We start from the raw sequence: 23,152 nt of genomic DNA on the forward strand, positions 1-23,152 counted from the left end.
TCCTGCAAAGGAAAACGGGGACGGTTGTTTTGTCCCCGTTTCCTCTGCCGTCTAGAACTGTACTTTCACATTTTCACGTTCTTGCTGGTTTTCCACTTCAAACATCGGCTGTTTGGTGAACTTAAATTTGCGCGCGATCAGGTTGGTGGGGAATGTTTCCAGCTTGGTGTTAAACATCCTCACATTGGCATTGTAGTATTTCCGCGCGTTCGCGATATCCGTTTCCACCATATTAAGCTGGTTCTGCAAATCAAGGAAATTCGTATTCGCCTTCAGGTCCGGATAGGCTTCCGCAACCGCAAACAGGCTCCGCAGCGTACCCGTGAGGATATTCTCGTTTTGCAGCCTTTCTTCGGTCGTGGTGGAATTTGCAACGTTTGTGCGCGCCGCCGTTACCTGCTCCAGCGTACCCTTTTCATGCGCCGCGTACCCTTTGACCGTTTCCACCAGGTTGGGAATCAGGTCAAACCTCTTTTTCAGGTATACATCGATGGTGGCGAACGCCTCCTCGATGCTGTTTTTCATTTTGATGAAATTGTTGTAGGCGACGATGTACCAGATCACGATGATCACGACAATCGCCACAACAACTGCAATCAATATCCATAACCACGTCATAAATGTTCTCCTTTAGCTTGCAACGATGACCGCATGGAACACGAGGTCTTCGTTTCCTGTGCTGATGATCCCGTGGGAATCCCCATCATAACAGATCACTACGTCGCCCGGCACCACGGTATAGCTCTTGCCGTTGTCGTGGTACTCGCCTTCACCCTTCTGGATATAATAAAGCTCCGCTTCCCCGGTGTGCGTATGGTCGCCCACCGAATCGCCCGGCGCGATCGTGAGCGTCGCCACCATGTTCATGTTGGGACTGTTTTCTTCATCGGAGAGCCAGTAAGAGACATGCGCGACGCCATTGCCGTCACAGCACTTCACCAAATCCTTTTTAATCAATTCTTTGCGTACCATTTTCTTTACCTCCGTTTGTTTTCGATTATTTTTCCACCCGGATACAGCTTGGCACATCTACCACGGCATCCAGTTGTTTGATCTCCTCGATCGCTTTGTTCAGGTCTTTCTCGTGCGCCTTATGCGTCACCAAAATGAGCGGCGCGTCTGTCTCTCCCTTTTTCGCGCCCTTTTGGATCACGCTTTCGATGCTCACATCGTGTTTTCCCAATATTCCCGCGATTTTTGCAAGCACGCCCGGCTTATCCTGTACCGTCGTACGGATAAAGTACTCCGTGATCCAGTCGTCGTTGAACTGCACCTGATCCGCTTCGTACGTATTTTCAAACGTCGCATATTTGGGCTCGTGATGTACGGCATAGACCATATCCGATACGAGCGCGCTGGCCGTCGGAAAGTCTCCCGCGCCCTTGCCATACCACATCATCTCCCCCACGGCGCTCCCGTTGATAAAGATCGCGTTGAAAGACCCTTTGATATTGGCGAGCGCATGATCCTTTAAGATCATCGTCGGGTGTACGCGCACTTCGATCGTGCCGTCCGCCGCCTTTTTGCCGATCGCCAGCAGCTTGACGACATATCCAAGCTCCCGTCCGATCTCGATGTCGAGCTTCGTGATCTTCGTGATTCCTTCGCAATAGATTCTGTCCACAGGCACGCGCGCATGGAACGCCATCGACGCCAGGATAGAAAGCTTGTAGCGTGCGTCATACCCCTCCACGTCGCTCGTGGGGTTTGCCTCCGCATAGCCAAGCGCCTGCGCCTCCTTTAAGACGTCTTCAAAATCACGTCCCTCGTCGTCCATTTTTGTCAGGATGTAATTCGTCGTACCGTTGACGATGCCGTAGATCCGGTCTATGCTGTTTGCCTGCATCGAATCCTGCAACGCACGCAGGATGGGGATGCCCCCGCCGACCGCCGCCTCAAAATAAAAACCGGCCTTTCCCCTTTTGGCCGCCGCTTCCAAATCCGGCCAGTTTTGCGAGATCATGTCCTTGTTCGCCGAAACGACCGTCTTGCCGCTTTCAAGAGCCGCAATGATAAATTCCTTGGCCGGGTGCTGCCCGCCCATGACCTCCGCGACCACCGTGATCTCCGGATCGTTTATGATCTCCCCGATATCCTTAGCCTTTTTTTCCTCCGGCACATCCACCGCATAATTTAAGGCAAGTGTCTTTTTGACCTCTAAACGGATCCCTTCTTTATGCTCAATATTCTTTTGCTCTTTTTCGATCAGCTGGTAGATCCCGCCGCCGACCGTCCCCATTCCGAGGATCGCAACCTTTACCTCTTTCATCGCCTTTACTCCTTCAGCAATTCTTCATATAAATCTTATTCAGACCAATCAGCGTTAGCGTTGGTATGATTTCGTCGATACAATCCGTTTCCTGCGCGATCAGCTCTGAAAAGCCTCCCGTCGCCACGACCTTCGCGCCGCCCATCTCGGATTTCATCTTTCCTACAATATATTGTACCTGTCCCACATATCCATAAATGATTCCCGCCTGCATGGCGGTGACAGTGGACTTGTTGATGGTCTTTTCCGGACGCATCAACTCGATACGCGGCAGCCTTGCCGTATTGACGGTGAGCGCTTCCGACGTGATCTTGATGCCGGGACAGATCGCCCCGCCGAGGAAATCCCCGTTCTTTGAGATCGCGCCAAAACTGGTCGCTGTGCCAAAATCGATGGTGATCACCGGGCCGCCGAAAAGCTCGTACGCAGCGACCGCGTTTACGATCCTGTCCGTCCCCAGTTCCTTGGGGTTATCGTATTTGATATTGATACCCGTTTTGATGCCCGGCCCCACAAACATTGGCTTTTTCTTAAAATACTCGCGCACCATATGGTCGAGCGTATAGTTGATGGACGGGATGACGGAGGAAATGATCACGCCGTCAATGTCCCGCGGCACATGCCCCAGGTAACGGAAAAAATCGATCATGCGTATCCCAAACTGGTCGGATGTCGCCTCGATATCCGTCGCCATGCGGAACGAATGGATGAGCACCCCATCCTCAAACATGCCGCATTTTATATTCGTATTGCCTACATCCAGTACAAAGATCATTTATCCGGTTATCTCCTTTGGTTTTGCTGCGCCGATCCGCGGCACGACCTTTTTGAGCGCCCGTATAATGGGCGGACAGATCAGCGTTGCCGCGATCGCTTCCGGAAGGCCGTTTGTGAGGACGATCGTCCAGATCACGATGACTGCGCCGGCGGGGTCTACCCCATAAAGAGAGCAGACAAGCGGCGTAAGTGCGAGCCCTACCAAAAGCAGGTACCCCGCCGTATTGGTAAGCGACCCCAAAAGTGACGCGGCCCCTAAATTCACATATTCTTTTTTCGTGCGTATCGCCCTGCCCACGCCCCATGTCACGAGCGGGATCAGAAGGCGGGGCACAACCAGGCTGATGATATATAAAAAACCGTATTTTCCAAAATCATCCACGACCAGCGCGGAAAACGCGTCCGGCATGGTAAACATCTTTACAACGCTGATGAGTGCGAACAGCGCGCCCATACCAAGCCCTGTCCTAAGCCCGAGCACCATCGTCGCCACGATCACCGGGATACACATCAAGGTGATGGAAACCGGGCCGATCATGATGAAGCCAAGGTTGGGCACAAATCCCATCAGCAGCATGATGGCTATCAGGATCGCCATCAAAGTCAATGTCCGTGTCTTTGTTTTCATAACTACCTCCGCTTGCGTTTCGCTTGCGCGAATACCCTACTCAGTAAAAATTTAATGAAGCGCGGTGTTTGCCCGTACGGCTTTTGGTGTATCAAAATGCCGTCGGAATCCGCTTTTCATCATGAAGTTATTATATCAGTATTCCGCGTCTTTTGGCAAGGAATTCGCAAAATTATAAAAAGGAGGGATACAGGTGCTGCACAATCCGATCACAGGGGAAGCAATGGACAAGAAAAAAATATGGCAAGTCATCGTCGCTATTTTTGCCACAGGCGAAGGCTCCGGCCTCGCGCTGATGTCATTAAAGACCGATTCGGCGTGGTTCCAAGGCCTTGTTTTGTCTCCCGTCCATCCGCCTTACGTCGTTTTCGGCATTGTCTGGACGGCGCTTTATGTCCTCATGGGTTCCTCCTTTGTTCTGGCTATCTTAAATCCCAAAATGACGAAGGGCGTCCATATCGGCTATATCCTGAATATCTTTTTAGGCGCCATGTGGTCTCCGGCATTTTTCCTTTTGCAAAGCCCGCTTGCCGGGCTGCTGGTCGCCGCCGCGACCCTTGTGAATGCCGCGATCCTTCTGCGGAACGTACGGAAAATCAGTCGTGAGGCGTCTTACATGATCATCCCGTATCTCGTATGGATCGCTTTTGCAACTTACCTGAACGCAGCAATCATCGCGCTCAACTAATTTTTTTTGAAAAGGGTGGATAATACTAATGTTTATCATGACTTACCAAATGGAAGAACGAAAACGCGAAAAAAACGCCAACCGTCTCAAAGCGTTTTTTGCCGTGCTTTTAACCGCTGCCGGTGCAGTGATCGCCGGGCTCTCGACCCAGACGGATACCCCGTGGTATCAGTCGCTGGCCCTCTCCCCGCTGCAGCCCCCGCCTCCTGTTTTCGGCATTGTATGGACAGTGCTCTATATCCTGCTCGCGGTTTCCTTTGCCTTCGCCGTCACGCAGCGCAGGCCCTCCGCCAGCGTCATTGCAGGTTATGTGGTCAATATCGTGCTCAACGCGTTGTGGTCACCCGTATTTTTTATCATGCAGGAACCGTTGCCCGCACTGTTTGTCATGGCCGCCCTCATTGTGAATCTCATTATCCTGATGCGCAACGTCCGCTTTTCCTGCCGGATCAGTATGTATTTGCTGATCCCTTACCTGGTATGGCTGTGTATCGCGACGGTGCTCAATGTTTCCGTGATCGTGCTCAATTAGCATTCGCCCGCCGCCAGTCCGCCTGTCCCTTCAGCTTCCGGCTTGATACGCACCCAGCGCAGGAAGGTATCCTGTGCGACACCGATCGACGACGCCGCTTTCCTGGACGAGATCTCCCGGTCGAGCCATTGCCTGCGCAGTTCGTAAAAGGCCGGCGGCACGGGCTTGGGCGGGCGTCCGAATTTTACCCCGCGCAATTTTGCGGCGGCGATGCCTTCCGCCTGCCGCTGCCTGATGTTCTCGCGCTCCGTCTGTGCGACATAAGACAGCAGCTGGAGCACAATATCCGCGATCAGCGTACCCGTCAGGTCCCTGCCCTGCCGGGTATCGAGCAGCGGCATATCCAGCACCACGACTTCCACCTTTTTTTCCTTGGTAATGACGCGCCACTGCTCCAATATCTCGTCATAGTTGCGCCCCAGGCGGTCTATGCTTTTGATGACGAGCAAATGCCCTTCCTTCATCCGCTTCAGCAGCTTGCGGTAGGCCGGCCGCTTAAAATCTTTGCCGCTCATCTTATCCATATAAATATGATCCTTCGGCACGTCGAATTCGCTCATCGCGATCATCTGCCTGTCTTCGTTCTGATCCCTTGTCGATACACGTACATAACCCCAAATGACCTGTTCCATCTTGCTTATTTCCTCCTGCTAAACGACTTAAAATGAAATGGTATAAATTGTTAAAATAATACTGATTTTTCATGCTTTGAAAAAAGCTGGAAAGTTTTTGTTCAGTCGGAACGATTTATCATAGCACAGAGAGGAAGAATCGGCAATATCAATCATTTTTCGTGTGCTTTTCCCATAAAAAAAGCCGCTGTACATGCAGCGGCTTTTTCGCATACTATTCTTCTTCCTGTTCCCGATCCCCTGTTTGCCCGCCTTCTCCCGTTTGCTGTGTCCGCTTTTCGTTTTCCAGCTCCTTGCGGTAATCTTCATCGTGAATATTTTCCATATATATGCTTATGCCGCAGTGCGGACAGGTCAGCATCCTGTCCGTCCCCTGTCTTGAGACAAAAAAAGATTTCAGCCCCGATACCTTAAAGCGCGTGCCGCAGCGCGGACAGAGAAAATGACGTTTTCTTTGTATGACACAATACGCGATTACGCAGGCAATTATAATGACGACGGTCGCCCCCAGCGTAATGATTCCGTAAAGCCGCATTCGTTTCTCCCTTCGGTTCCTGTATATATTTGATGTACCGTTTCTTACAGTATAGCATATCTGGTAAAAAAACAGTTGAACTTTTCCCTGAAAATTGCTATGATAATGCTTACAGAAATGAATATTTTGCGTTTTTCGGGGTTGGCATCCCGGTTTTTTGGACGCAGGCTGAATGAAGGAGGGCTTTTATAAGCCAACCAGGGTGGAACCGCGGAAGTATCTTTCGTCCCTGCACTTGAGGGATCGAAAGTTTTTTTTTACCGAAATTTGGGAGGGATCACAATGGAAAAAACAATGGATAAGATCGTAGCGCTCGCCAAAGGGCGCGGCTTCGTATTCCCCGGCTCGGAAATTTACGGCGGGCTGGCGAACTCGTGGGATTACGGCCCGCTGGGCGTTGAATTCAAGAACAACGTCAAGCGCGCATGGTGGCAGAAATTCGTACAGGAGTGTCCATATAACGTGGGCCTTGACGCAGCGATTTTGATGAACCCGGAAACATGGGTCGCATCCGGCCACGTCGGCGGCTTCAACGATCCGCTGATGGACTGCAAGAGCTGTAAGGAACGCTTTCGCGCCGACAAACTGATCGAGGATTATGTCGCGGAAAACGGCCTCAACATCGGCCCCGTGGAGGCGATGGACAAGGAAGAGATGGAAGCCTTTATCGCAGAGCACATTGTGTGCCCGTCGTGCGGCAAAAAAGACTTTACGCCCATCCGCCAGTTCAACCTGATGTTCAAGACATTCCAGGGCGTAAACGAGGATACGGCCGCGCAGATCTACCTGCGCCCCGAGACCGCACAGGGCATCTTCGTCAACTTTAAAAACGTACTGCGTACGACGCGCCGCAAAATGCCCATGGGTATCGGGCAGGTCGGCAAGTCGTTCCGCAATGAGATTACGCCCGGGAATTTTATATTCCGTATCCGCGAATTTGAACAAATGGAATTGGAGTTCTTCTGCGATCCGAAGGAAGAGTTCCAATGGTTCAATTACTGGAAGGATTATTGCCATAATTGGCTGCTGAATTTGGGCATAAGCGACGATAACCTGAAGCTGCGCGACCATGCCCCCGAAGAATTGTCGCACTATTCAAATGCCACGACGGACATCGAATACCGCTTCCCCTTCGGCTGGGGCGAGCTGTGGGGTATTGCCGACCGTACGGATTTTGACTTGAAAGCGCACATGAACCATTCGGGCGAAAGCCTCGAATACCTCGATCCGGTCACCAATGAAAAATATGTACCGTACTGTATCGAGCCGTCGCTGGGTGCGGACCGCGTTGCACTTGCGTTCCTGTGCGAGGCATATGATGAGGAAACTTTGGAAAACGGCGATACGCGTATCGTGATGCACCTGCACCCGGCGCTCGCGCCCTTTAAGGCAGCCGTGCTGCCCCTGCAGAAAAAATTATCGGAAACGTCGGACAAACTGTTTGCCGACCTTTCCAAACACCTGAACGTGGACTACGACCTTGCGGGTTCCATCGGCAAGCGTTACCGCCGCGAAGATGAGATCGGTACGCCGTATTGCGTCACTGTGGACTTCGAGTCTTTAGATGACAATTGCGTCACCGTACGCGACCGCGACACGATGGAGCAGCAGCGCATTCCTATGGAGGGCGTGCTCAAATTCCTGCAGGATAAAATGGAGTTCTAGCCTATGGATTATTCTGACGTATTGCCGCTTAACGAAGATGCGATGATCGCCGCCCGCGAGCGGATCGATTCTTTATCCAAACCTTTGGGCAGCCTGGGTAAGCTGGAGGAATACGCCGTACAACTGGCGGGGATCCGTGGGTATATGGGCGGCTCCCTTACCAAGCGGTGCGTGCTTGTATTCGCCGCGGACAACGGGATATACGAGGAAGGCATCACCCCTGTCCCGCAGGAGGTGACCCCTATGCAGACGGTCAACATCGTGAACGGTACAGCCGGCGTCAACGCACTTGCTTCCCTCGCAGGCGCGGAAGTATTTGTCTACAATGTCGGTATCGCGCAGCCGATAAGGCGCAAAGGCCTCATCGACGCACTTGTGATGCACGGTACGAACAACATAACGCAGGAACCCGCAATGACGTTCTCGCAGTGCAAAAAAGCCATCAAAGCCGGATATGACGCGGTATACGCACATACGGATTACGACGTGATCGGCCTTGGGGAGATGGGCATCTGTAATACGTCCACCACTGCCGCCGTTGCGGCCGTACTGCTAAAAAAACCGGTGGATAAGCTCGCCGGCAAGGGCGCGGGCATCACCGATGAACACTATGCACGGAAAATCGCGGCAATCGAACGTGCGATCGAAACCAACAATCCCGACCCGCACGATGTGGTCGACGTACTCTCCAAGGTGGGCGGGCTCGATATCGCCGCCATGACGGGCGCGTACCTTGCATGTGCGCATTATAAGATCCCCGTCGTGATCGACGGTTTTATCTCCGCCTGTGCGGCGCTGTGCGCACAGCGGCTCGCAGCGTTGAGCGCAAGCTATATGTTCGCTTCCCACCAAAGCGAAGAGCAGGGCTATCTGCCGATCGTAAAAGCGCTCGGCCTGTCGCCCGCCCTCATGCTGAATATGCGGCTCGGCGAAGGAAGCGGCTGCCCCCTGATGTTTATGATCCTGGAGGCTTCGCTGCGTATTCTGGAAGACATGGGGACGTTCGAGGAGGGAAGTATCGACGCTTCCGGGTTTGTCGATTTACGGAAATAAGGGAATAGCATGAAGATCAGGAATATACAAACGCTGCGTATCTGGCGGTATATACTCGAATGGTTTACCTTTGCGGGTATCATTTGCCTGATCGTTTTTTTCTCGCTGACGGCAGCGATCCTGCCCTCGCCGCCGCCCGTCCCTTCAGAGACGGGCGGGCTGGTCACGGCGTTTGGTATGAAATTTACTCTGTTTCTGCTTTTTTTGCTGGGCAGTGGTATGTGCGGAGGGCTGTTCCTGCTCTCGCGGTTTCCGCGGCTGTTCCGTTATCCCGTCAAAATCACCGCCGACAATATCGAATCCCAATACCATCTTGCAAAAATTGCCCTTTGTATGGGCCAGATCATTGTCACCGCGTTTTTTTGTACGCTGATGGCCCGCGTCTATATGCAGAACATCACCTTTGCTTCATTTGAATTTCGGCAGATCGTGGCGACTGCGCTGATTTGCAGCGGCGCGACCTGCGTCGTCTATTATATTGCCGCGCGGCATTTCCGCTGATCAAACAAAAAGGAACCGCCTTCTAGCGGTTCCTTTTTTGTTTGCCTTTTATTTCATTGCCCGCAGCGCATTTAAAACCGCGATCAGCGTCACGCCTACGTCGGCGAACACCGCCCACCACATGTCCGCAATGCCTGTTACGCCGAGCACCATAAACGCCGCCTTGACGGCAAGCGCAAATATGATGTTCTGCCATACGATGCGCCGTGTCTTGCGCGACAGGCGGATGGAATCCGCTACTTTTGACGGCTCGTCCGTCATCAGCACTACGTCCGCCGCCTCGATTGCCGCGTCACTTCCCGCGCCGCCCATCGCGATCCCTACGTCCGAGCGTGCAAGGACGGGCGCATCATTGATGCCGTCGCCCACAAATGCGGTGCTCCCCTTTGCCTGCCTGATTGTTTCCAGCGCCTCCACCTTATCCTGTGGAAGCAGCTCCGTATAGACCTCGTCGATTCCAATATCCGCTGCGACCGCTTCGCCGATCCGTTTTGCGTCTCCCGTCAGCATTGCCGTGCCTACCCCCATGCCGTGCAGTGCCTGGGCTGTCGCCCGTGCATCCTGCTTCACCTGGTCGGCGATCAGGATACTGCCTAAAAACTTTTTGCCCCGCGCCACATACAGCACCGTGCCCGGCTCGCTCACCTCCGCAAAGCCGATACCCGCGCGCCGCATCAGTTTTGCATTGCCGGCGAGGATCTCTTGTCCATTTTCGTCGGCCGCACGCACGCCATACCCTGCTTCCTCGCGGTAATCCTTTAATTCCTGCGCCTCTTTTCCATAAGCTGCCAGTACTGATTTTGCAATCGGATGTGAGGAATTCAGCTCTGCGCCCGCCGCGCTTTCCAGCACTTCCTCTTCCGATACGCCATCAGCCGCAAACACTTTTTTGACAGCGAACTCACCCTTGGTGAGCGTTCCCGTCTTATCGAAAACCACTTCCCTGACTCCTGTCAACGCTTCCAGGTAATTCGCTCCCTTGATCAGGATGCCTTTTTTGGAAGCCCCGCCGATGCCGCTGAAATAGGTAAGCGGTACGGAGACCACCAGCGCGCACGGGCACGAGATCACCAGAAACAGCAGCGCACGGTATATCCATGTTGCCCAGTCCCCCGTTGCCAAAGACGGGATCACCGCTACAACGAGCGCGCCTGCACATACGATGGGCGTATAGTAACGCGCAAACTTCGTGATGAATTTTTCCGTGTGGGCCTTCTTGCTTCCCGCATTCTCCACCAGGTCGAGTATCTTTGCGACCGTGGATTCGCCAAATTCTTTCTCCACGCGCAATGACAGGAGGCCGCCGCCGTTGACGCTGCCCGCAAGCGCGCTGTCCCCAGCCGCAACCTCGCGCGGCATGCTTTCGCCTGTGAGCGCGCTTGTGTCAAGCGCGGACGTACCTTCCAGTACCACGCCGTCCAGCGGTATCTTTTCAAACGGCTTTACTACGATCGTATCGCCGATCTTCACATCCTGCGGACTTACGCGCATTACCGTTTCCCCCTGCTTCAGGTTCGCATAATCCGGCCGGATATCCATCAATTTAGTGATGGACTTTTTGCTCCGCTCGACCGCAAGGTCGGAAAGCGTTTCACCAACCAGGTAGAAAAGCATGACCGCCGTACCCTCGGCGTAATCCATCAATAGAAACGCGCCGATCGTTGCCACTGTCATCAGGAAATTCTCATCGAATATTTTCCCCTTGGCAATGTTTTTCCCGGCGGTGATCAATACGCCCATGCCCAATACCAGATATGCGGCAAAAAAGATCGCAAAACGCATCCATTCGGGCAGGTCTACCGTGTTTTGCAGGATGATCCCCAGCGCAAAGACCGCCGCCCCTATGATGATCCTTGTCAGGTAAGTTTTAGATTCTTCCTGGTTATGCGCATGCTCATGCCCGCAAGCGCAGCCGTTCCCATGGTCGTGCTTCCCATGCGCGGAATCGTGCTGCATACCCGCTTCGCATGCACATTCCATATGCTCTGCGTGCCCATGATGCCCATGTTTCATGTCCTCTGTCCTCCAATCATATGAATATATGTTCATTTGTTCATATGTATTATACCATATCCGCACTCGCTGTAAACTGTTTTTTGAAAAAAAGTAAAAAAAGACAGCCTTTTTAGGCTGCCCGAATGATTCATGTTGCTGGTTTTAGTGCCGGATATGCTCCAGCACCTGGTCTATGATGTGCAGCACATGTGCGTCATCCAAACTATAAAACACATTTTTGCCTTCTTTGCGGCTTTTCACGAGGCGGGCCGCTTTCAGGTTCTTCAACTGGTGGGACACTGCGGACTGCTCCATATCGAGCTGTTCACAAAGACAGGCTACGCACACCTCCGTACCATGCAAGGCAAAAATGATCCGCAGCCTGTTTTGGTCGCTCAGCATCTTAAAAATCTGGCTCATTTTGTCCAGTTCTTCCCTGCTCTGCTTCATCATACCTGCGCCTGCTCCTCATACTGCTGCTGCAGCTGATCCAAAATAATATATGCCTTTAAAAGGGAGGCAACGGTCTTTGCATCCGTGATCTCTCCGCGTATCACCATCTGTACGGCCGTGGCGATCGGCATTTTTTCCACTTTGACGAATTCCCCCTCATCGAGGCATTGCTCCTGCTGCTCAATATTGACTGCCATATACATGTGGATCACTTCGTCGCAGAACCCGACGCTGGAATAGATTTGCCCCAGGGAAACCAAGTCGCTTGCCACCAGTCCCGTTTCCTCTTTTAGTTCGCGCATTGCCGCGTCATAAGGATTTTCACCGTCCTTATCGATTTTGCCGGCCGGCAGCTCCAGAAGGACTTCCCCAAACGGGTAGCGGAACTGGCGGACAAAATATACATTCAGGTCGTGATCGATCGCGCATACGCTCACCCCGCCGGGATGCCGCACCACTTCGCGGATGGAGGTGTTCCCATCCGGCAAGCGTACCGTATCTTTTTCCACCTTGATGATGCTTCCGTCATAAATCGTTTCCGACGAGAGCGCCGTCTCTCTCATTTCATCCAAATCCATACAGTCCATACTCCTTTTCCCGTCGCCCCGCACCCTTTTTATGGGCATGCCTGTAAGCGACCTTTCTTTATTTTATCACGCTCCTCCCAGGAAATCTATCCCCGCTGTTCCAATTGCACACGATACGGATATTTGTTATAATGTGAAGGAATCTCAATGGAGGCTTTTATGCGGAATAAAAAAGCGCCGGCCATGCTGCTGGCTGTACTGTTATCGATAGCGATTTTTCCGGCAGGCGCGTTTGCCGCGCCGGCAGGTGAAATACAGGCGCCCGCCCCTCCGGAGCCTGCTTCCACCGTCAAGATATACCATACGAACGATGTGCAAGGCAATGCCGATGTAACGCCCGAATCTGTCGGATATGCGCGGCTTGCGACCTATATCAAGCAAGACGAGGCGGACGGTAAACTCCTCTTCGATGCGGGAGACGCGTTCCACGGCAATACCTTTGCCACATTGAGCAAGGGGCAAAGCATTGCTGAAATCATGAAATCGCTGGATTACAATGCTTTCGTACCCGGCAACCATGACCTAAGCTATGGGCTGCCCACGCTGGAAAAGCTGGCCGAGGCTTCGGGCGCGGATGCCCTGTCCGTCAATATCATGCAGGATGGGCTGCCTGTTTTTGATTCCTACCATATCTATAAAACCGGCGGCGTGGCCATCGGCGTACTGGGGATCTCTTCCCCGACTGCGATGGACGGTGCGGATGCGGACAACTTAAAGGGCGTGGATATTTTGAACGGCGAGCTCCTATACCAAAAGACGCAGCAGGCCGTCAATGAAATGCGGCAGGAAGGCGTGAACGCGGTGATCGCGCTCACCCACCTCGGCACGGGCCAGAATTCCGACCCATCCAGTGTGGATATCGCTACGCATGTAACGGGGATCGACCTTGTCATTGACGGATATTCGCATGCCCTATACCCCAACGGCTATACCGATTATCCTGGGTACATCGCGGGGCAGACCCCTATTATCGTACAGGCGGGCAGCGCGCTTGAGGCGTTTGGCGTCGTCGAAATGAATTTTGACGAGAATGGCAATATCATGGGTATCCTTACCTTTACTGTGGACGCGGAAAGCGTGGCCAATGTGACTGCCGACAAAAAGATCGGTTCCGTCATCAGCACCTATGCGCAGGAACAGCAAACTTTCCTGCAGCGCCCGGTTTCTTATACCCCTGTGTTCCTCAACGGGGAGAGTGAATTTGTCTATACCGGCCCCACCAACTTCACGACCATGGTAGGAGACGCCATGCTTCTTGAAACGGGCGCGGATATTGCGCTGTTTGCAGGCAGGGCAGTGCGCACCTCCATCCCTTCCGGTGATATCACGGCTGCGGAGCTCAACAATGCTTTGCCTTCCGGGAGTTATGTTGTCACCACCACCGTTTCCGGGGCCGAACTGAAGGGCATCTTGAATGCGCACATGGTTTTGGGCCTCGAGGATTTTGTACAGTTTTCGGGGATCCATGTCGTTGCTGAAAAATACCTGGCGGCGGACGGCAGTTATGCGGGGCGCGTTAAATCCATTACCAGGGACGGCGTGGAAATCTCAGACGACGACCAGTTCACCGTCGCCACAACGGATGACCTTTACAACGGCGACCTCGGCTATCGCTTTACATCGCCCCTGATCCGTGAATACCATACGCTGTATGAAACGGTGGGCAATTATTTCAAAAATTCTTCCGAAGAAATGTTTGAGGATACTGCGCAGGGCGCACAGTTCGTTTTGCTGGAACAGATCCTCGATGCGGACGATGTCCTTTCCAAGCTGCTGGTCGCGGTTCCCGTAGACATTCATGTCGCCCTTACCCGGCCCGCCATGGTGCCGGAAAATATCCTCTATGCGTTGATCGGGCAGGACCGTAACCTCGTGTTCACAGTGGACGGCGCTTACCCTTACGGCTTTATCTTTGACGGCTCCACCTTAAACTCTCCCAGCAACGTAAGCCTTGAAGCGGATGTATCCCAAAAAACGCCGCCCAACAAAAAGCGGGCTTCTACGGCCGACAAGGACGCTTTCTTTGTTGATTTAAGCGACAACCAAACCATCCCTTCCTCCGTTTATATGCAGGTATATGTAGGCAGCGCGTACGAGCCGGGCAGCACCGTTTATATTTATTATTATGACGTCAACAATGACATCTTGCCCTATGACGAGGAGGGCGTTACCGTCATGGCTGACGGTTCCATCGTCTTTCCCGCACAGGCGGGGGCTACTTACCTGATCAATTCCAAGCTCCTCAATGCGGCGACCAGCTACGAACTGCCCTCACCGGAACAGCCTTATTCTTTGGGCATTTTCGTTATTTTTGCCGTCTTCATTGCATGGGTGATCTTTTTCCTGATCACCAAGAAAGGAAGCCAGGCTAAGAAATGAAAAGCGGACGTAACGATGCGTTGATCCTCATCACGATATCGGTTTCAAAACTCTTTTACGCACTGCGCTTTAGGGTATCATAAATATATCAAATCAATAGGGGGTACTGAAATGATCAGTAAAAAATTGGAATCCATGCTCAATGAGCAAATGAAGAACGAGTTCTTTTCGGCTTATTTCTATCTTTCTATGGCTGCCTGGTTTACATCCAAGAACTTGAACGGCTTTGCCAACTGGTATACCGTCCAGGCACAGGAAGAGCGCGACCATGCCAAGATGATCATGGACTATGTCCTGCGCGTAGGCGGTAATGCGGAATTCCTGGCGATCGAAGCGCCGGACACGAATTTCACTTCTCCGATGGACATCTTTGAAAAAACGTTGGCACATGAACAAAAGGTGACGGGCATGATCAACGACCTGATGGGCGCCGCCATGGACGAACGCGACTTCAAAACGCAGCATTTCCTGCAGTGGTATGTAAACGAACAGGTAGAGGAAGAGGAGAATGCTTCCGGCCTGATCGAGAAGCTGCGGATTTCAAACAACAGCGAAGCCGGTATCCTGTACATGGACGCCGAAGCAGCCGCGCGCGTTTATACGCCCGCCGTACAAGCGACAACCTGAAAACAGGCAAATACAAAAAGAGCAGGCCCTTTAGTGGCGGCTGCATAAGACAGTATGAGTATTTGAAACGGTATAGCGGTTTTCCGCTATGCCGTTTCTTCGTTTTGGGTGAATGTAGTCGGCGGCAAAATCCCCACAAAGTTATACGCGATCTCAATGTCCTGCGTTCGTTTTCCGCCATTTTTAACAGGTGCATGGACAAATACCTTGTCCACCAGTTCATTGAGGATTGTTGGGGTGAGTTCTTTCAATCGAACATACTTCCTGCACTTCGTCACAAAACGTTGAATGTCCGTCACCTGTTGTTCCTGTTCGTTCAGTTCTGCTTGCAAGGCAACAGTCTTTTCCCGCAACTCTTTTTGCTCTTTCTCATAATCCTGCGAAAGAGTGAAGAACCGTTCATCTGCGAGTTTGCCTGTTACGTTATCCTCATACATTCTCTTGAATAACACGTCCAGTTCATGGGTACGCCTTTGAGATTTTGCGAGTTCCTTTTGTTTCAATGCCGTCGCTTTTTTGTACTCTTTTGCCTGTGAAATGCCCATACACCGTACAAACTGTTGCTCGTAACGCGCAACATAATCCAATACATATTGCAGGTGAAGCAAAACCATTTCTTCCAGAACAACCGCACGGATATAATGTGCCTCGCATTTGTCCATTGCTTTACGGGAAGCGGAACAGACAAAGAAATCTTGCCGCTTTTCAAACTGGTTCGTTGTGCAGTAGTACATCTTGGAACCGCAGTCCGCGCACACCGCTATCCCCGCGAACATATTACTTTTTCCTGTCTTGGTCGGGCGGCGTTTGTGGCGGCGTAATTCCTGTACCTTTTCCCATGTTTCGCGCTCAATGATCGCTTCGTGTGTACCCTCGAATACAAGCTGCTTTTCCTCTGGATTGAATAAAGTCTTTTTACTCTTGTATGACTTTTTGTAAGTCTTAAAGTTCACCATACAGCCTGTATACTCTTTGCGTTCGAGAATGTATGCTACTGTATCGGCCACCCACGCGCAGCGCCCGTTTTCTACTATGACCGGATAACTTCTTCCTTGACTTTGGAAGTATGCGGCGGGAGTTAAAATTTTGCGTTCTGTGAGTATTCGCGCAATCTGTGTCGGGCCGTTTCCGTCCATGCAAAGGCGGTAGATTTTTTTAACCACATTTGCCGCTTCCTCGTCCACAATCCACTTCTTTTTGTCGTTGGGGTCTTTGAAGTAACCGTAGGGCGGATTGGTGCAAAGGTATTCTCCCGCCTGTCCTTTGGATTTCATGACCGCGCGGATTTTCTTGCTTGTGTCTTTGGCGTACCATTCGTTGATGATATTGCGGAACGGTGTAAAATCATTGTCGCCTTTCTCGCTGTCTACGCCGTCGTTGATCGCAATAAACCGCACATTCTTTTCTGGAAAAAGAACCTCCGTATACAGCCCCACTTGCAGATAGTCCCGTCCAAACCGCGACATATCCTTGATGATAACAGTGGACACATTTTCCGCCTTGACCTGTTCCAGCATAGCATTGAAGCCGGGGCGGTCAAATAATGAGGTGTGATAGCGATAGCGGCAAAAAGCTAATAAAATCAATGGTTTTGCGGACAGCGGATAGACAGGGAATGTGTTAAAAACTGAATACGCACACAAACGGCGTTACCTTAACCCCTTTGGGGGAGAAAGTAACGCCGTTTTTTTATGCCCGCAGGAAAGGAGGTGCAGCCGGAATGTATTTCACAAAGGGCAAGCAGCGGGCGTTTGAATTGCTCATGCAGCAGAAGCCGGGATTTGACCGCTATCAATCCGGTTGTGCCGGAGATGATGAAGATTGCGGCACTTGCCGTTTCTACCGCCCCGGGTGGAAATATGAGTTTTGCGTTTTCAAAGAGTGTCCCTATTGCCCCGGCAAAAGGACGCGGAAAACGCACGCCAGCATGGACAAATAGACGGGCAAAAGCCCTTGTGCCATGCGGCTTTGCAGACGCGAAAACGGCAAAGGGCATATTGCAATACCAAAACAGCCGAAAACGGCTTTCTAATTGTCCACGCATACCAAGAGAGGAAGTGAGGAAATATGGCAGTTTTCAGAGTGGAGCGAAATACGGGATATACCGTTATGAGCAACCACCACTTGCGAAACAAGGAATTGTCCTTAAAGGCAAAGGGCTTGTTGTCGCAAATGCTTTCGCTGCCCGAAGATTGGGATTATACCCTTGCGGGCTTATCCCATATCAACCGGGAGAAGATCGACGCAATCCGCGAAGCGGTAAAGGAACTCGAAAAAGCCGGATATATCGTGCGCAGCCGGGAGCGCGACGAAAAGGGACGCTTGCGGGGCGCAGATTACGTCATATACGAGCAGCCGCAGCCGCGAGAGCCGGAAGCAGCTACCAGCGGCGGACAGCCGCCTATATTGGATTTACCTACATTGGAAAATCCAACATTGGATAATCCAACGTTGGAAAAACCTACGCAGGAAAAACCTACGTTGGAAAATCCAACGCAATTAAATAAAGATATATTAAGTAAAGAACAATCAATTACTGATTTATCAAGTACCGATTCCATTCCTTTCCATTCCCTAAACCCCTTGCCCTTTGCGCATGGCGAAGCGGCTACGCCGCCGGAAAGGAAAAGAACGGAAGCGAAAAGCAATAGCGCAGTAGAGATTTACAGGGAGATTATCAAGGACAATATCGAATACGACCATCTCATTCAAAACTGCAAAATTGACAAAGACCGTTTGGACGAGATTGTTGACCTTATGCTGGAAACCGTCTGCACAGCCCGAAAGACAATCCGTATTGCCGGGGACGACTACCCCGCCGAATTGGTGAAATCCAAGTTTTTGAAGCTGAACAGCAGCCATATTGAGTTTGTTTTGGATTGCATGAGGGAGAACACAACCAAAGTGCGCAACATCAAGCAGTATCTAAAAGCGGTGCTGTTCAACGCGCCGAGTACCATTGACAGCTACTATACCGCCCTTGTCAATCACGACTTATACGGCGGCGAATGAGCATAGCCGCACTTTACCGGGAAAGGAGTTGATACCTTGCAGGAGGAAGTAACCCAAAAAACGATTGCCCTATACGTCAAAGTGGGAAAAGGCGCGGCGCGGCTTACCGAACAGGCGTTACAGAAAGCAATCCAAAAGTTTTTGGAGCAGAAAAGCAAACCCGCGCATGGGAAACAGACCATGCGGCAGCTTATGAAGCAGAACGCGGGTGTTTCCAACATCGAGATCACCGACAGCAATATTAAAGCCTTTGAGAGTACGGCGAAGAAATACAACATAGATTTTTCGCTAAAAAAGGTTAAGGGCGAGCAGACCCGTTACCTTGTGTTTTTCAAAGGCCGGGACGCGGACGTTATGACCGCAGCGTTTCAAGAGTTTTCCGCAAAGAAGCTGAACCGGGAGAAAAAGCCCTCTATCCGCAAAGCCCTTGCCGCTGCAAAGGACAAGGCGAAGCAGCTTAACGCCGCCCGCGACAAGGTAAAGAAAATGGACAGGGGGCGCGAGATATGAAGCAGATCAACTACAAAAAGCTGATACTTCCGAATATCCCCTATGTGTTCTTTGTCTATCTCTTTGATAAAGTCGGACAGGCGGTGCGGCTTGCCCCCGGCGCGGATATTTCTGCAAAGATACTGAATATCACACAAGGATTTTCCGCAGCCTTTGAAAACGCCTTGCCGAGCGTTTACCCGTTGGATTTGCTTGTCGGCATTGTCGGTGCGGTGATTATCCGCTTGATAGTCTATGTCAAAGGGAAAAACGCGAAGAAATACCGCAAGGGCGCGGAGTACGGCTCTGCCCGATGGGGAAACGCCGAAGATATAAAGCCCTACATAGACCCGGATTTCCAAAACAACATCATTTTGACGCAGACGGAACGGCTTACCATGAACAGCCGCCCGAAGCAGCCGAAGTACGCGAGAAATAAGAACGTCGTCGTGATCGGCGGCAGCGGCAGCGGAAAAACAAGATTTTTTGTCAAACCTAGTGCGCCCGTAAGGGCGGTATAAATCCTACCTTGAGCAAGTAGTAGGTAAAAGTATCAAGCGGCATTGTGCCGCAACCTATCATTCCCCGTCTTACCCCAAAAGGGAAACCGGAGGGCGACCATAGCATGACGGAGGACACGGGGCGCTGAAGCCTCAGAAGCGCCGGCGTGACGGAATGAAAATCCACGTATGAGGATGGAAGCTAGACTGCTTGAATGACAGCCTGAAATCGGGACCAAGAGCGTACCCCTGACGTAGAGAGGTTGTACTCGTCAGTGTTCCTGACAGTCGCATTGTTTGGCTATGCGGCTGCTGATACTCGGAGCAGGTTCAGCCACGGGAAAGTGGAAAAAGGCGAACGTCACATACCGACAACGTGGAACGCTTGTTTATACCGTACTAAACGGGGATTGCCTAAAGTGAAATGCCGAAAGGCTATGAAAACGCTGAAATGCGGGGTTCTGAATATTCACCATGGCAACAGAGTTCCCATAGTAGTCTGCGGACGGGAAAGCCGTCTACATGGCAAAGGGGAACAGTGAATCATTTTCAAAACAGAAAGGATGGTGTGTGAGACACTATGAGAAATCCGATTCATGTCTTGAAAAGCCTTGAAGAAAAGGCAAGTGTAAGTAACTACAAATATGAAAGATTATATCGCAACCTATACAATCCAGAGTTCTATCTCCTTGCATATGCGAACATTGCGAAATCGCAGGGGAGCATGACGCAGGGGGTAGACGGGCAGACGCTGGACAACATGAGCCTGCCGAGAATTAACCGGATTATTGAATCCATACGCAACAGGACATATCAGCCAAAGCCTGCAAAAAGAAAGTACATTCCTAAAAAGAACGGGAAACTTCGCCCGTTGGGAATCACTTCTACTGATGATAAGTTAGTGCAGGAAGTGGTCAGAATGATTCTTGAAGCAATCTATGAGCCGACATTCAGCAACAATTCACACGGTTTCAGACCAAAAAGAAGCTGTCACACGGCACTTACGCAAGTGAAGAAAAACTTCACAGGTGTTACATGGATTGTCGAGGGAGACATTAAGGCGTGCTTTGATAACTTCGACCATCATGTGTTGGTTGAATTACTGCGGAAAAGGATTTCAGACGAGGCTTTTATCGGTCTAATCTGGAAGTTCCTGAAAGCCGGATATATGGAACAATGGCAGTACAACTGCACCTACTCCGGTGTTCCGCAGGGCAGCGGTATCAGTCCGATATGTGCAAACATCTACCTCAGCGAACTGGACAACTATATGCAGGAATACAAAGAAAAGTATGATTGCGAGCCAGAACGCAGAAGGACGACCAGAGAATACGAGCGGGCGTCCCGGAGATACAGAAAGGCACGTAAAGCGTTAATGGGCGCAGAAAAATCAACTCCTGAACTGGTAAAAGAATTTAAGGATTCCAGAAGGAAGAAGATGAATCAGCACTATTACAATCCGTTTGAGGAAGGCTTCAAGAAAATCCAGTACAACCGTTACGCCGATGATTTTGTAATCGGCGTTATCGGCTCCAAAAAGGACGCAGAAAAAATCAAGGAAGATGTAAAAATCTTTCTCCAAGAAAAACTGCATTTGGAAATGTCCGAGGAAAAGACGAAAGTCACCCATTCCAGTAAGCCGGTACGCTATCTGGGGTACGATTTCAAAGTAATCCATTCCAAGAACATGAAGCGTTGTAAAAACGGCGACATGAAACGGGTGTGGTATGGAAAAGTATTCCTGTATATGCCGAAAGAAAAATGGATTAAAAAAGCGATGGAACGGGGAGCGATACAGGTGAAACGCAACAATGACACAGGCAAAGAAATGTGGCGGCCTATGCCAAGGAAAGACCTGATGAACCGCAGCGACGCAGAGATTGTGTCTACTTTCAATTCCGAAATTCGAGGGTTATATAACTTCTATCGGATAGCAGAAAACGTAGGCGCATTGCACAAGTATTACTACATGGTGCGGTACAGCATGTTAAAAACTCTGGCAGGAAAGCACAGAACGAATGTCAGTGTTATTAAGAAGCGGCACATGGTAAACGGAGTACTGAGAATCCCATACGATACAACTAAGGGACGTAAATACTGCGAATTTTACCATGATGGATTCAGAAAGCACAGCGACGGCTATGACAATGTGGCAGACGTTATGCCGAGTTATAGGAAATATGACAGCAGGCACACGATAGTAAACCGCATAAAAGCCGGAGTATGCGAGATTTGCGGGGAACATGCAGACTATTTATGTATGCACCACGTAAGAACGCTGAAATCGCTGAAAGGCAGGGATATATTTGAGCAGAAAATGCTGAAAATGAGAAGAAAATCTCTGGCTCTCTGCCCTGACTGCTTTGAACTCTTACACGAAACCAAAGAATCAAGGTGATTCATGGAAAGCCGGATACGCTGAGAGGTGTACGTCCGGTTTGGGAGGCGGCTCCCTGAAACCTACTGATGAAAGTCAGCAAGGCGCAGGGTGCCTACCTCATATCTAATGCAGCTTCATTCCTCTTACGTCTTAACCGACCCGAAAGGTACGGTTTTGATTGAGTGCGGGAAGCTGCTGCAACGGGCGGGCTACCGCATTAAGGTACTGAATACGATTAACTTCAAAAAATCTATGCACTACAACCCCTTTGTGTATATCCGCAGCGAGAAAGATATTTTGAAGCTGGTAAATACGTTGATAGCGAATACCAAAGGTGAGGGAGAAAAAAGCGCGGAGGATTTTTGGGTAAAGGCAGAACGGCTTTTGTATTGCGCGTTGGTGGGCTACATCTGGTACGAAGCCCCCGCCGAGGAAATGAACTTTATTACCCTGTTGGAACTTATCAACGCCAGCGAAGCCCGCGAGGACGACGAGGAATATCAAAGCCCCGTCGATTTGCTGTTTGCCGACTTGGAAGAACGCGACCCCGACCATTTCGCGGTGAAGCAGTACCGAAAATATAAATTGGCGGCGGGCAAAACCGCAAAATCAATCCTCATTTCTTGCGGTGCGAGGCTCGCTCCTTTTGATATAAAGGAATTGCGCGATCTTATGTCCTACGACGAATTAGAACTTGACACGTTAGGCGACAGAAAAACAGCTTTGTTTTTGATTATGAGCGATACGGACAGCACGTTTAATTTTGTTATCGCTATGCTGCAATCGCAGTTATTTAATCTCTTGTGCGACAAGGCCGACGACGAATACGGCGGCAAGCTGCCGGTTCATGTTCGCTGCCTGTTAGACGAGTTTGCAAACATTGGACAAATCCCGCAGTTTGAAAAATTGATTGCCACAATCCGCAGCCGGGAAATCTCGGCTTCTATCATTCTGCAATCGCAGAGCCAGCTAAAAGCCATTTACAAGGACGCGGCAGAAATCATACTTGACAATGCCGACAGCACCTTGTTTTTGGGAGGGCGCGGGAAAAATGCAAAGGATATTTCGGAGAACTTGGGACGTGAAACAATCGACAGTTTCAACACTTCCGAAAATCGCGGCACGCAGGTTTCTCATGGCCTCAATTATCAGAAATTGGGAAAGGAGTTGATGACACAGGACGAAATCGCAGTTATGGACGGAGGAAAATGTATTTTGCAGTTGCGCGGCGTGCGCCCCTTTTTCAGCGATAAGTACGATATAACGCAGCACCCGAACTACAAATACCTTTCCGACTTCGACAAGAAAAACGCTTTTGACGTTGAACGGTATATGTCCACCCGTCCGGCAATCGTAAAGCCCGACGAACCCTTTGACATATACGAAATAGATTTGTCCGACGAGGACGCAGCCGCCGAATAAAAACGGCGGCATTTTTATTTCCAACAAC

The 23,152-nt window shown here is 50.9% G+C and carries 22 protein-coding genes and 2 pseudogenes; 13 read left to right on the forward strand and 11 right to left on the reverse strand.

Going from position 1 to position 23,152, the window contains the following annotated elements; all coding sequences use genetic code 11:
- Positions 1 to 51 precede the first annotated feature (51 nt).
- Genes BN6471_RS01075 through BN6471_RS01095 form a run of 5 tightly spaced genes read right to left on the reverse strand, consistent with a single transcriptional unit; the run spans position 52 to position 3,674 of the window.
- On the reverse strand, positions 52 to 618 hold the full coding sequence (locus tag BN6471_RS01075; RefSeq protein ID WP_066644710.1) for a LemA family protein: 567 nt from the start codon (positions 616 to 618) through the stop codon (positions 52 to 54).
- Positions 619 to 630: 12 nt separating this feature from the next.
- Positions 631 to 972, reverse strand: coding sequence for a cupin domain-containing protein (locus BN6471_RS01080; RefSeq protein WP_066644712.1), 342 nt, complete (start codon positions 970 to 972; stop codon positions 631 to 633).
- Positions 973 to 997: 25 nt separating this feature from the next.
- Positions 998 to 2,269, reverse strand: a complete 1,272-nt coding sequence (locus BN6471_RS01085; protein ID WP_066644714.1) for a homoserine dehydrogenase — start codon at positions 2,267 to 2,269, stop codon at positions 998 to 1,000.
- A 13-nt stretch (positions 2,270 to 2,282) separates the two neighbouring features.
- Positions 2,283 to 3,044 carry a type III pantothenate kinase gene (locus tag BN6471_RS01090; RefSeq protein WP_066644716.1) on the reverse strand — a complete coding sequence of 254 codons (762 nt, stop codon included), beginning with the start codon at positions 3,042 to 3,044 and terminating at the stop codon, positions 2,283 to 2,285.
- Entirely contained in the window at positions 3,045 to 3,674 is a 630-nt protein-coding gene (locus BN6471_RS01095) for an ECF transporter S component (RefSeq protein WP_066644718.1), read from the reverse strand.
- 193 nt (positions 3,675 to 3,867) lie between these two features.
- Between BN6471_RS01095 and BN6471_RS01100 the strand changes: the two genes are divergently transcribed.
- Both BN6471_RS01100 and BN6471_RS01105 read left to right on the forward strand, forming a co-directional pair.
- Positions 3,868 to 4,362: a TspO/MBR family protein gene (locus tag BN6471_RS01100; protein ID WP_066644720.1), complete on the forward strand. Its 495-nt coding sequence runs from the start codon at positions 3,868 to 3,870 to the stop codon at positions 4,360 to 4,362.
- Positions 4,363 to 4,390: 28 nt separating this feature from the next.
- Positions 4,391 to 4,894 (forward strand): TspO/MBR family protein, encoded by a 504-nt coding sequence (locus BN6471_RS01105; protein WP_066644721.1) that lies wholly within the window; start codon positions 4,391 to 4,393, stop codon positions 4,892 to 4,894.
- Here the strand turns inward: BN6471_RS01105 and BN6471_RS01110 are convergent.
- Entirely contained in the window at positions 4,891 to 5,526 is a 636-nt protein-coding gene (locus tag BN6471_RS01110) for a recombinase family protein (RefSeq protein WP_066644722.1), read from the reverse strand. The genes BN6471_RS01105 and BN6471_RS01110 overlap by 4 nt on opposite strands.
- A 214-nt stretch (positions 5,527 to 5,740) precedes the next feature.
- Positions 5,741 to 6,061, reverse strand: a complete 321-nt coding sequence (locus BN6471_RS01115) for a CpXC domain-containing protein (protein WP_066644723.1) — start codon at positions 6,059 to 6,061, stop codon at positions 5,741 to 5,743.
- Positions 6,062 to 6,337: 276 nt separating this feature from the next.
- Here BN6471_RS01115 and BN6471_RS01120 point away from each other — a divergent pair, with 276 nt between their 5' ends.
- From BN6471_RS01120 to BN6471_RS01130, 3 genes are read left to right on the forward strand one after another with little or no spacing between them, the layout of a single operon-like run.
- Positions 6,338 to 7,726, forward strand: coding sequence for a glycine--tRNA ligase (locus BN6471_RS01120; RefSeq protein WP_066644884.1), 1,389 nt, complete (start codon positions 6,338 to 6,340; stop codon positions 7,724 to 7,726).
- Between the two features lie 3 nt (positions 7,727 to 7,729).
- Positions 7,730 to 8,779: a nicotinate-nucleotide--dimethylbenzimidazole phosphoribosyltransferase gene (gene cobT / locus BN6471_RS01125; protein WP_066644724.1), complete on the forward strand. Its 1,050-nt coding sequence runs from the start codon at positions 7,730 to 7,732 to the stop codon at positions 8,777 to 8,779.
- 9 nt (positions 8,780 to 8,788) lie between these two features.
- Positions 8,789 to 9,280, forward strand: a complete 492-nt coding sequence (locus tag BN6471_RS01130; RefSeq protein ID WP_066644729.1) for a hypothetical protein — start codon at positions 8,789 to 8,791, stop codon at positions 9,278 to 9,280.
- 48 nt (positions 9,281 to 9,328) lie between these two features.
- Here the strand turns inward: BN6471_RS01130 and BN6471_RS01135 are convergent, their stop codons facing one another.
- The 3 genes from BN6471_RS01135 to BN6471_RS01145 form a co-directional block, all read right to left on the reverse strand.
- Positions 9,329 to 11,293, reverse strand: a complete 1,965-nt coding sequence (locus BN6471_RS01135; RefSeq protein WP_066644731.1) for a heavy metal translocating P-type ATPase — start codon at positions 11,291 to 11,293, stop codon at positions 9,329 to 9,331.
- Between the two features lie 144 nt (positions 11,294 to 11,437).
- Positions 11,438 to 11,728 carry an ArsR/SmtB family transcription factor gene (locus tag BN6471_RS01140; RefSeq protein ID WP_066644733.1) on the reverse strand — a complete coding sequence of 97 codons (291 nt, stop codon included), beginning with the start codon at positions 11,726 to 11,728 and terminating at the stop codon, positions 11,438 to 11,440.
- Positions 11,725 to 12,306 (reverse strand): NUDIX domain-containing protein, encoded by a 582-nt coding sequence (locus tag BN6471_RS01145; protein WP_066644734.1) that lies wholly within the window; start codon positions 12,304 to 12,306, stop codon positions 11,725 to 11,727. The genes BN6471_RS01140 and BN6471_RS01145 overlap by 4 nt, the downstream gene beginning before the upstream one ends.
- Positions 12,307 to 12,474: 168 nt before the next feature.
- On the opposite strand from BN6471_RS01145, the gene BN6471_RS01150 reads away from it, so the two are divergent.
- Together BN6471_RS01150 and BN6471_RS01155 are read left to right on the forward strand one after the other, a co-directional pair.
- Positions 12,475 to 14,694, forward strand: coding sequence for a bifunctional metallophosphatase/5'-nucleotidase (locus BN6471_RS01150; protein WP_066644735.1), 2,220 nt, complete (start codon positions 12,475 to 12,477; stop codon positions 14,692 to 14,694).
- Positions 14,695 to 14,805: 111 nt separating this feature from the next.
- On the forward strand, positions 14,806 to 15,321 hold the full coding sequence (locus BN6471_RS01155; RefSeq protein ID WP_066644737.1) for a ferritin: 516 nt from the start codon (positions 14,806 to 14,808) through the stop codon (positions 15,319 to 15,321).
- Between the two features lie 86 nt (positions 15,322 to 15,407).
- On the opposite strand, the gene BN6471_RS01160 is transcribed toward BN6471_RS01155, so the two are convergent.
- Positions 15,408 to 16,964, reverse strand: coding sequence for a recombinase family protein (locus BN6471_RS01160; protein WP_330384439.1), 1,557 nt, complete (start codon positions 16,962 to 16,964; stop codon positions 15,408 to 15,410).
- Between the two features lie 77 nt (positions 16,965 to 17,041).
- On the opposite strand from BN6471_RS01160, the gene BN6471_RS01165 reads away from it, so the two are divergent.
- The 6 genes and pseudogenes from BN6471_RS01165 to BN6471_RS01190 all read left to right on the forward strand — a co-directional run.
- Positions 17,042 to 17,260: a hypothetical protein gene (locus tag BN6471_RS01165; RefSeq protein WP_002604486.1), complete on the forward strand. Its 219-nt coding sequence runs from the start codon at positions 17,042 to 17,044 to the stop codon at positions 17,258 to 17,260.
- Positions 17,261 to 17,388: 128 nt separating this feature from the next.
- Positions 17,389 to 18,333 (forward strand): DUF6017 domain-containing protein, encoded by a 945-nt coding sequence (locus BN6471_RS01170; protein WP_002604485.1) that lies wholly within the window; start codon positions 17,389 to 17,391, stop codon positions 18,331 to 18,333.
- 36 nt (positions 18,334 to 18,369) lie between these two features.
- Positions 18,370 to 18,843 carry a PcfB family protein gene (locus BN6471_RS01175; protein WP_002604484.1) on the forward strand — a complete coding sequence of 158 codons (474 nt, stop codon included), beginning with the start codon at positions 18,370 to 18,372 and terminating at the stop codon, positions 18,841 to 18,843.
- Positions 18,840 to 19,322 (forward strand): annotated as a pseudogene (locus tag BN6471_RS01180) (hypothetical protein); the annotation flags it as partial. The gene BN6471_RS01175 and the pseudogene BN6471_RS01180, both read left to right, overlap by 4 nt.
- A gap of 580 nt (positions 19,323 to 19,902) precedes the next feature.
- Positions 19,903 to 21,720 (forward strand): reverse transcriptase domain-containing protein, encoded by a 1,818-nt coding sequence (locus BN6471_RS01185; RefSeq protein ID WP_003504504.1) that lies wholly within the window; start codon positions 19,903 to 19,905, stop codon positions 21,718 to 21,720.
- A gap of 105 nt (positions 21,721 to 21,825) precedes the next feature.
- Positions 21,826 to 23,124, forward strand: a pseudogene (locus BN6471_RS01190) (VirD4-like conjugal transfer protein, CD1115 family); the annotation flags it as partial.
- Positions 23,125 to 23,152 lie beyond the last annotated feature (28 nt).

The sequence above is a fragment of the Christensenella timonensis genome (genome assembly GCF_900087015.1).
Classification (GTDB): domain Bacteria; phylum Bacillota; class Clostridia; order Christensenellales; family Christensenellaceae; genus Christensenella; species Christensenella timonensis.

Bases quoted from the DNA above. Each gene is read 5' to 3' on its own strand.
- BN6471_RS01115 (WP_066644723.1), bottom strand. From the start codon at position 6,061: ATGCGGCTTTACGGAATCATTACGCTGGGGGCGACCGTCGTCATTATA.
- cobT (WP_066644724.1), top strand. From the start codon at position 7,730: ATGGATTATTCTGACGTATTGCCGCTTAACGAAGATGCGATGATCGCC.
- BN6471_RS01170 (WP_002604485.1), top strand. From the start codon at position 17,389: ATGGCAGTTTTCAGAGTGGAGCGAAATACGGGATATACCGTTATGAGC.
- BN6471_RS01165 (WP_002604486.1), top strand. From the start codon at position 17,042: ATGTATTTCACAAAGGGCAAGCAGCGGGCGTTTGAATTGCTCATGCAG.
- BN6471_RS01090 (WP_066644716.1), bottom strand. From the start codon at position 3,044: ATGATCTTTGTACTGGATGTAGGCAATACGAATATAAAATGCGGCATG.
- BN6471_RS01135 (WP_066644731.1), bottom strand. From the start codon at position 11,293: ATGAAACATGGGCATCATGGGCACGCAGAGCATATGGAATGTGCATGC.
- BN6471_RS01105 (WP_066644721.1), top strand. From the start codon at position 4,391: ATGTTTATCATGACTTACCAAATGGAAGAACGAAAACGCGAAAAAAAC.
- BN6471_RS01140 (WP_066644733.1), bottom strand. From the start codon at position 11,728: ATGATGAAGCAGAGCAGGGAAGAACTGGACAAAATGAGCCAGATTTTT.
- BN6471_RS01155 (WP_066644737.1), top strand. From the start codon at position 14,806: ATGATCAGTAAAAAATTGGAATCCATGCTCAATGAGCAAATGAAGAAC.
- BN6471_RS01110 (WP_066644722.1), bottom strand. From the start codon at position 5,526: ATGGAACAGGTCATTTGGGGTTATGTACGTGTATCGACAAGGGATCAG.
- BN6471_RS01130 (WP_066644729.1), top strand. From the start codon at position 8,789: ATGAAGATCAGGAATATACAAACGCTGCGTATCTGGCGGTATATACTC.
- BN6471_RS01080 (WP_066644712.1), bottom strand. From the start codon at position 972: ATGGTACGCAAAGAATTGATTAAAAAGGATTTGGTGAAGTGCTGTGAC.
- BN6471_RS01085 (WP_066644714.1), bottom strand. From the start codon at position 2,269: ATGAAAGAGGTAAAGGTTGCGATCCTCGGAATGGGGACGGTCGGCGGC.
- BN6471_RS01075 (WP_066644710.1), bottom strand. From the start codon at position 618: ATGACGTGGTTATGGATATTGATTGCAGTTGTTGTGGCGATTGTCGTG.
- BN6471_RS01150 (WP_066644735.1), top strand. From the start codon at position 12,475: ATGCGGAATAAAAAAGCGCCGGCCATGCTGCTGGCTGTACTGTTATCG.
- BN6471_RS01145 (WP_066644734.1), bottom strand. From the start codon at position 12,306: ATGGATTTGGATGAAATGAGAGAGACGGCGCTCTCGTCGGAAACGATT.
- BN6471_RS01095 (WP_066644718.1), bottom strand. From the start codon at position 3,674: ATGAAAACAAAGACACGGACATTGACTTTGATGGCGATCCTGATAGCC.
- BN6471_RS01185 (WP_003504504.1), top strand. From the start codon at position 19,903: ATGAGAAATCCGATTCATGTCTTGAAAAGCCTTGAAGAAAAGGCAAGT.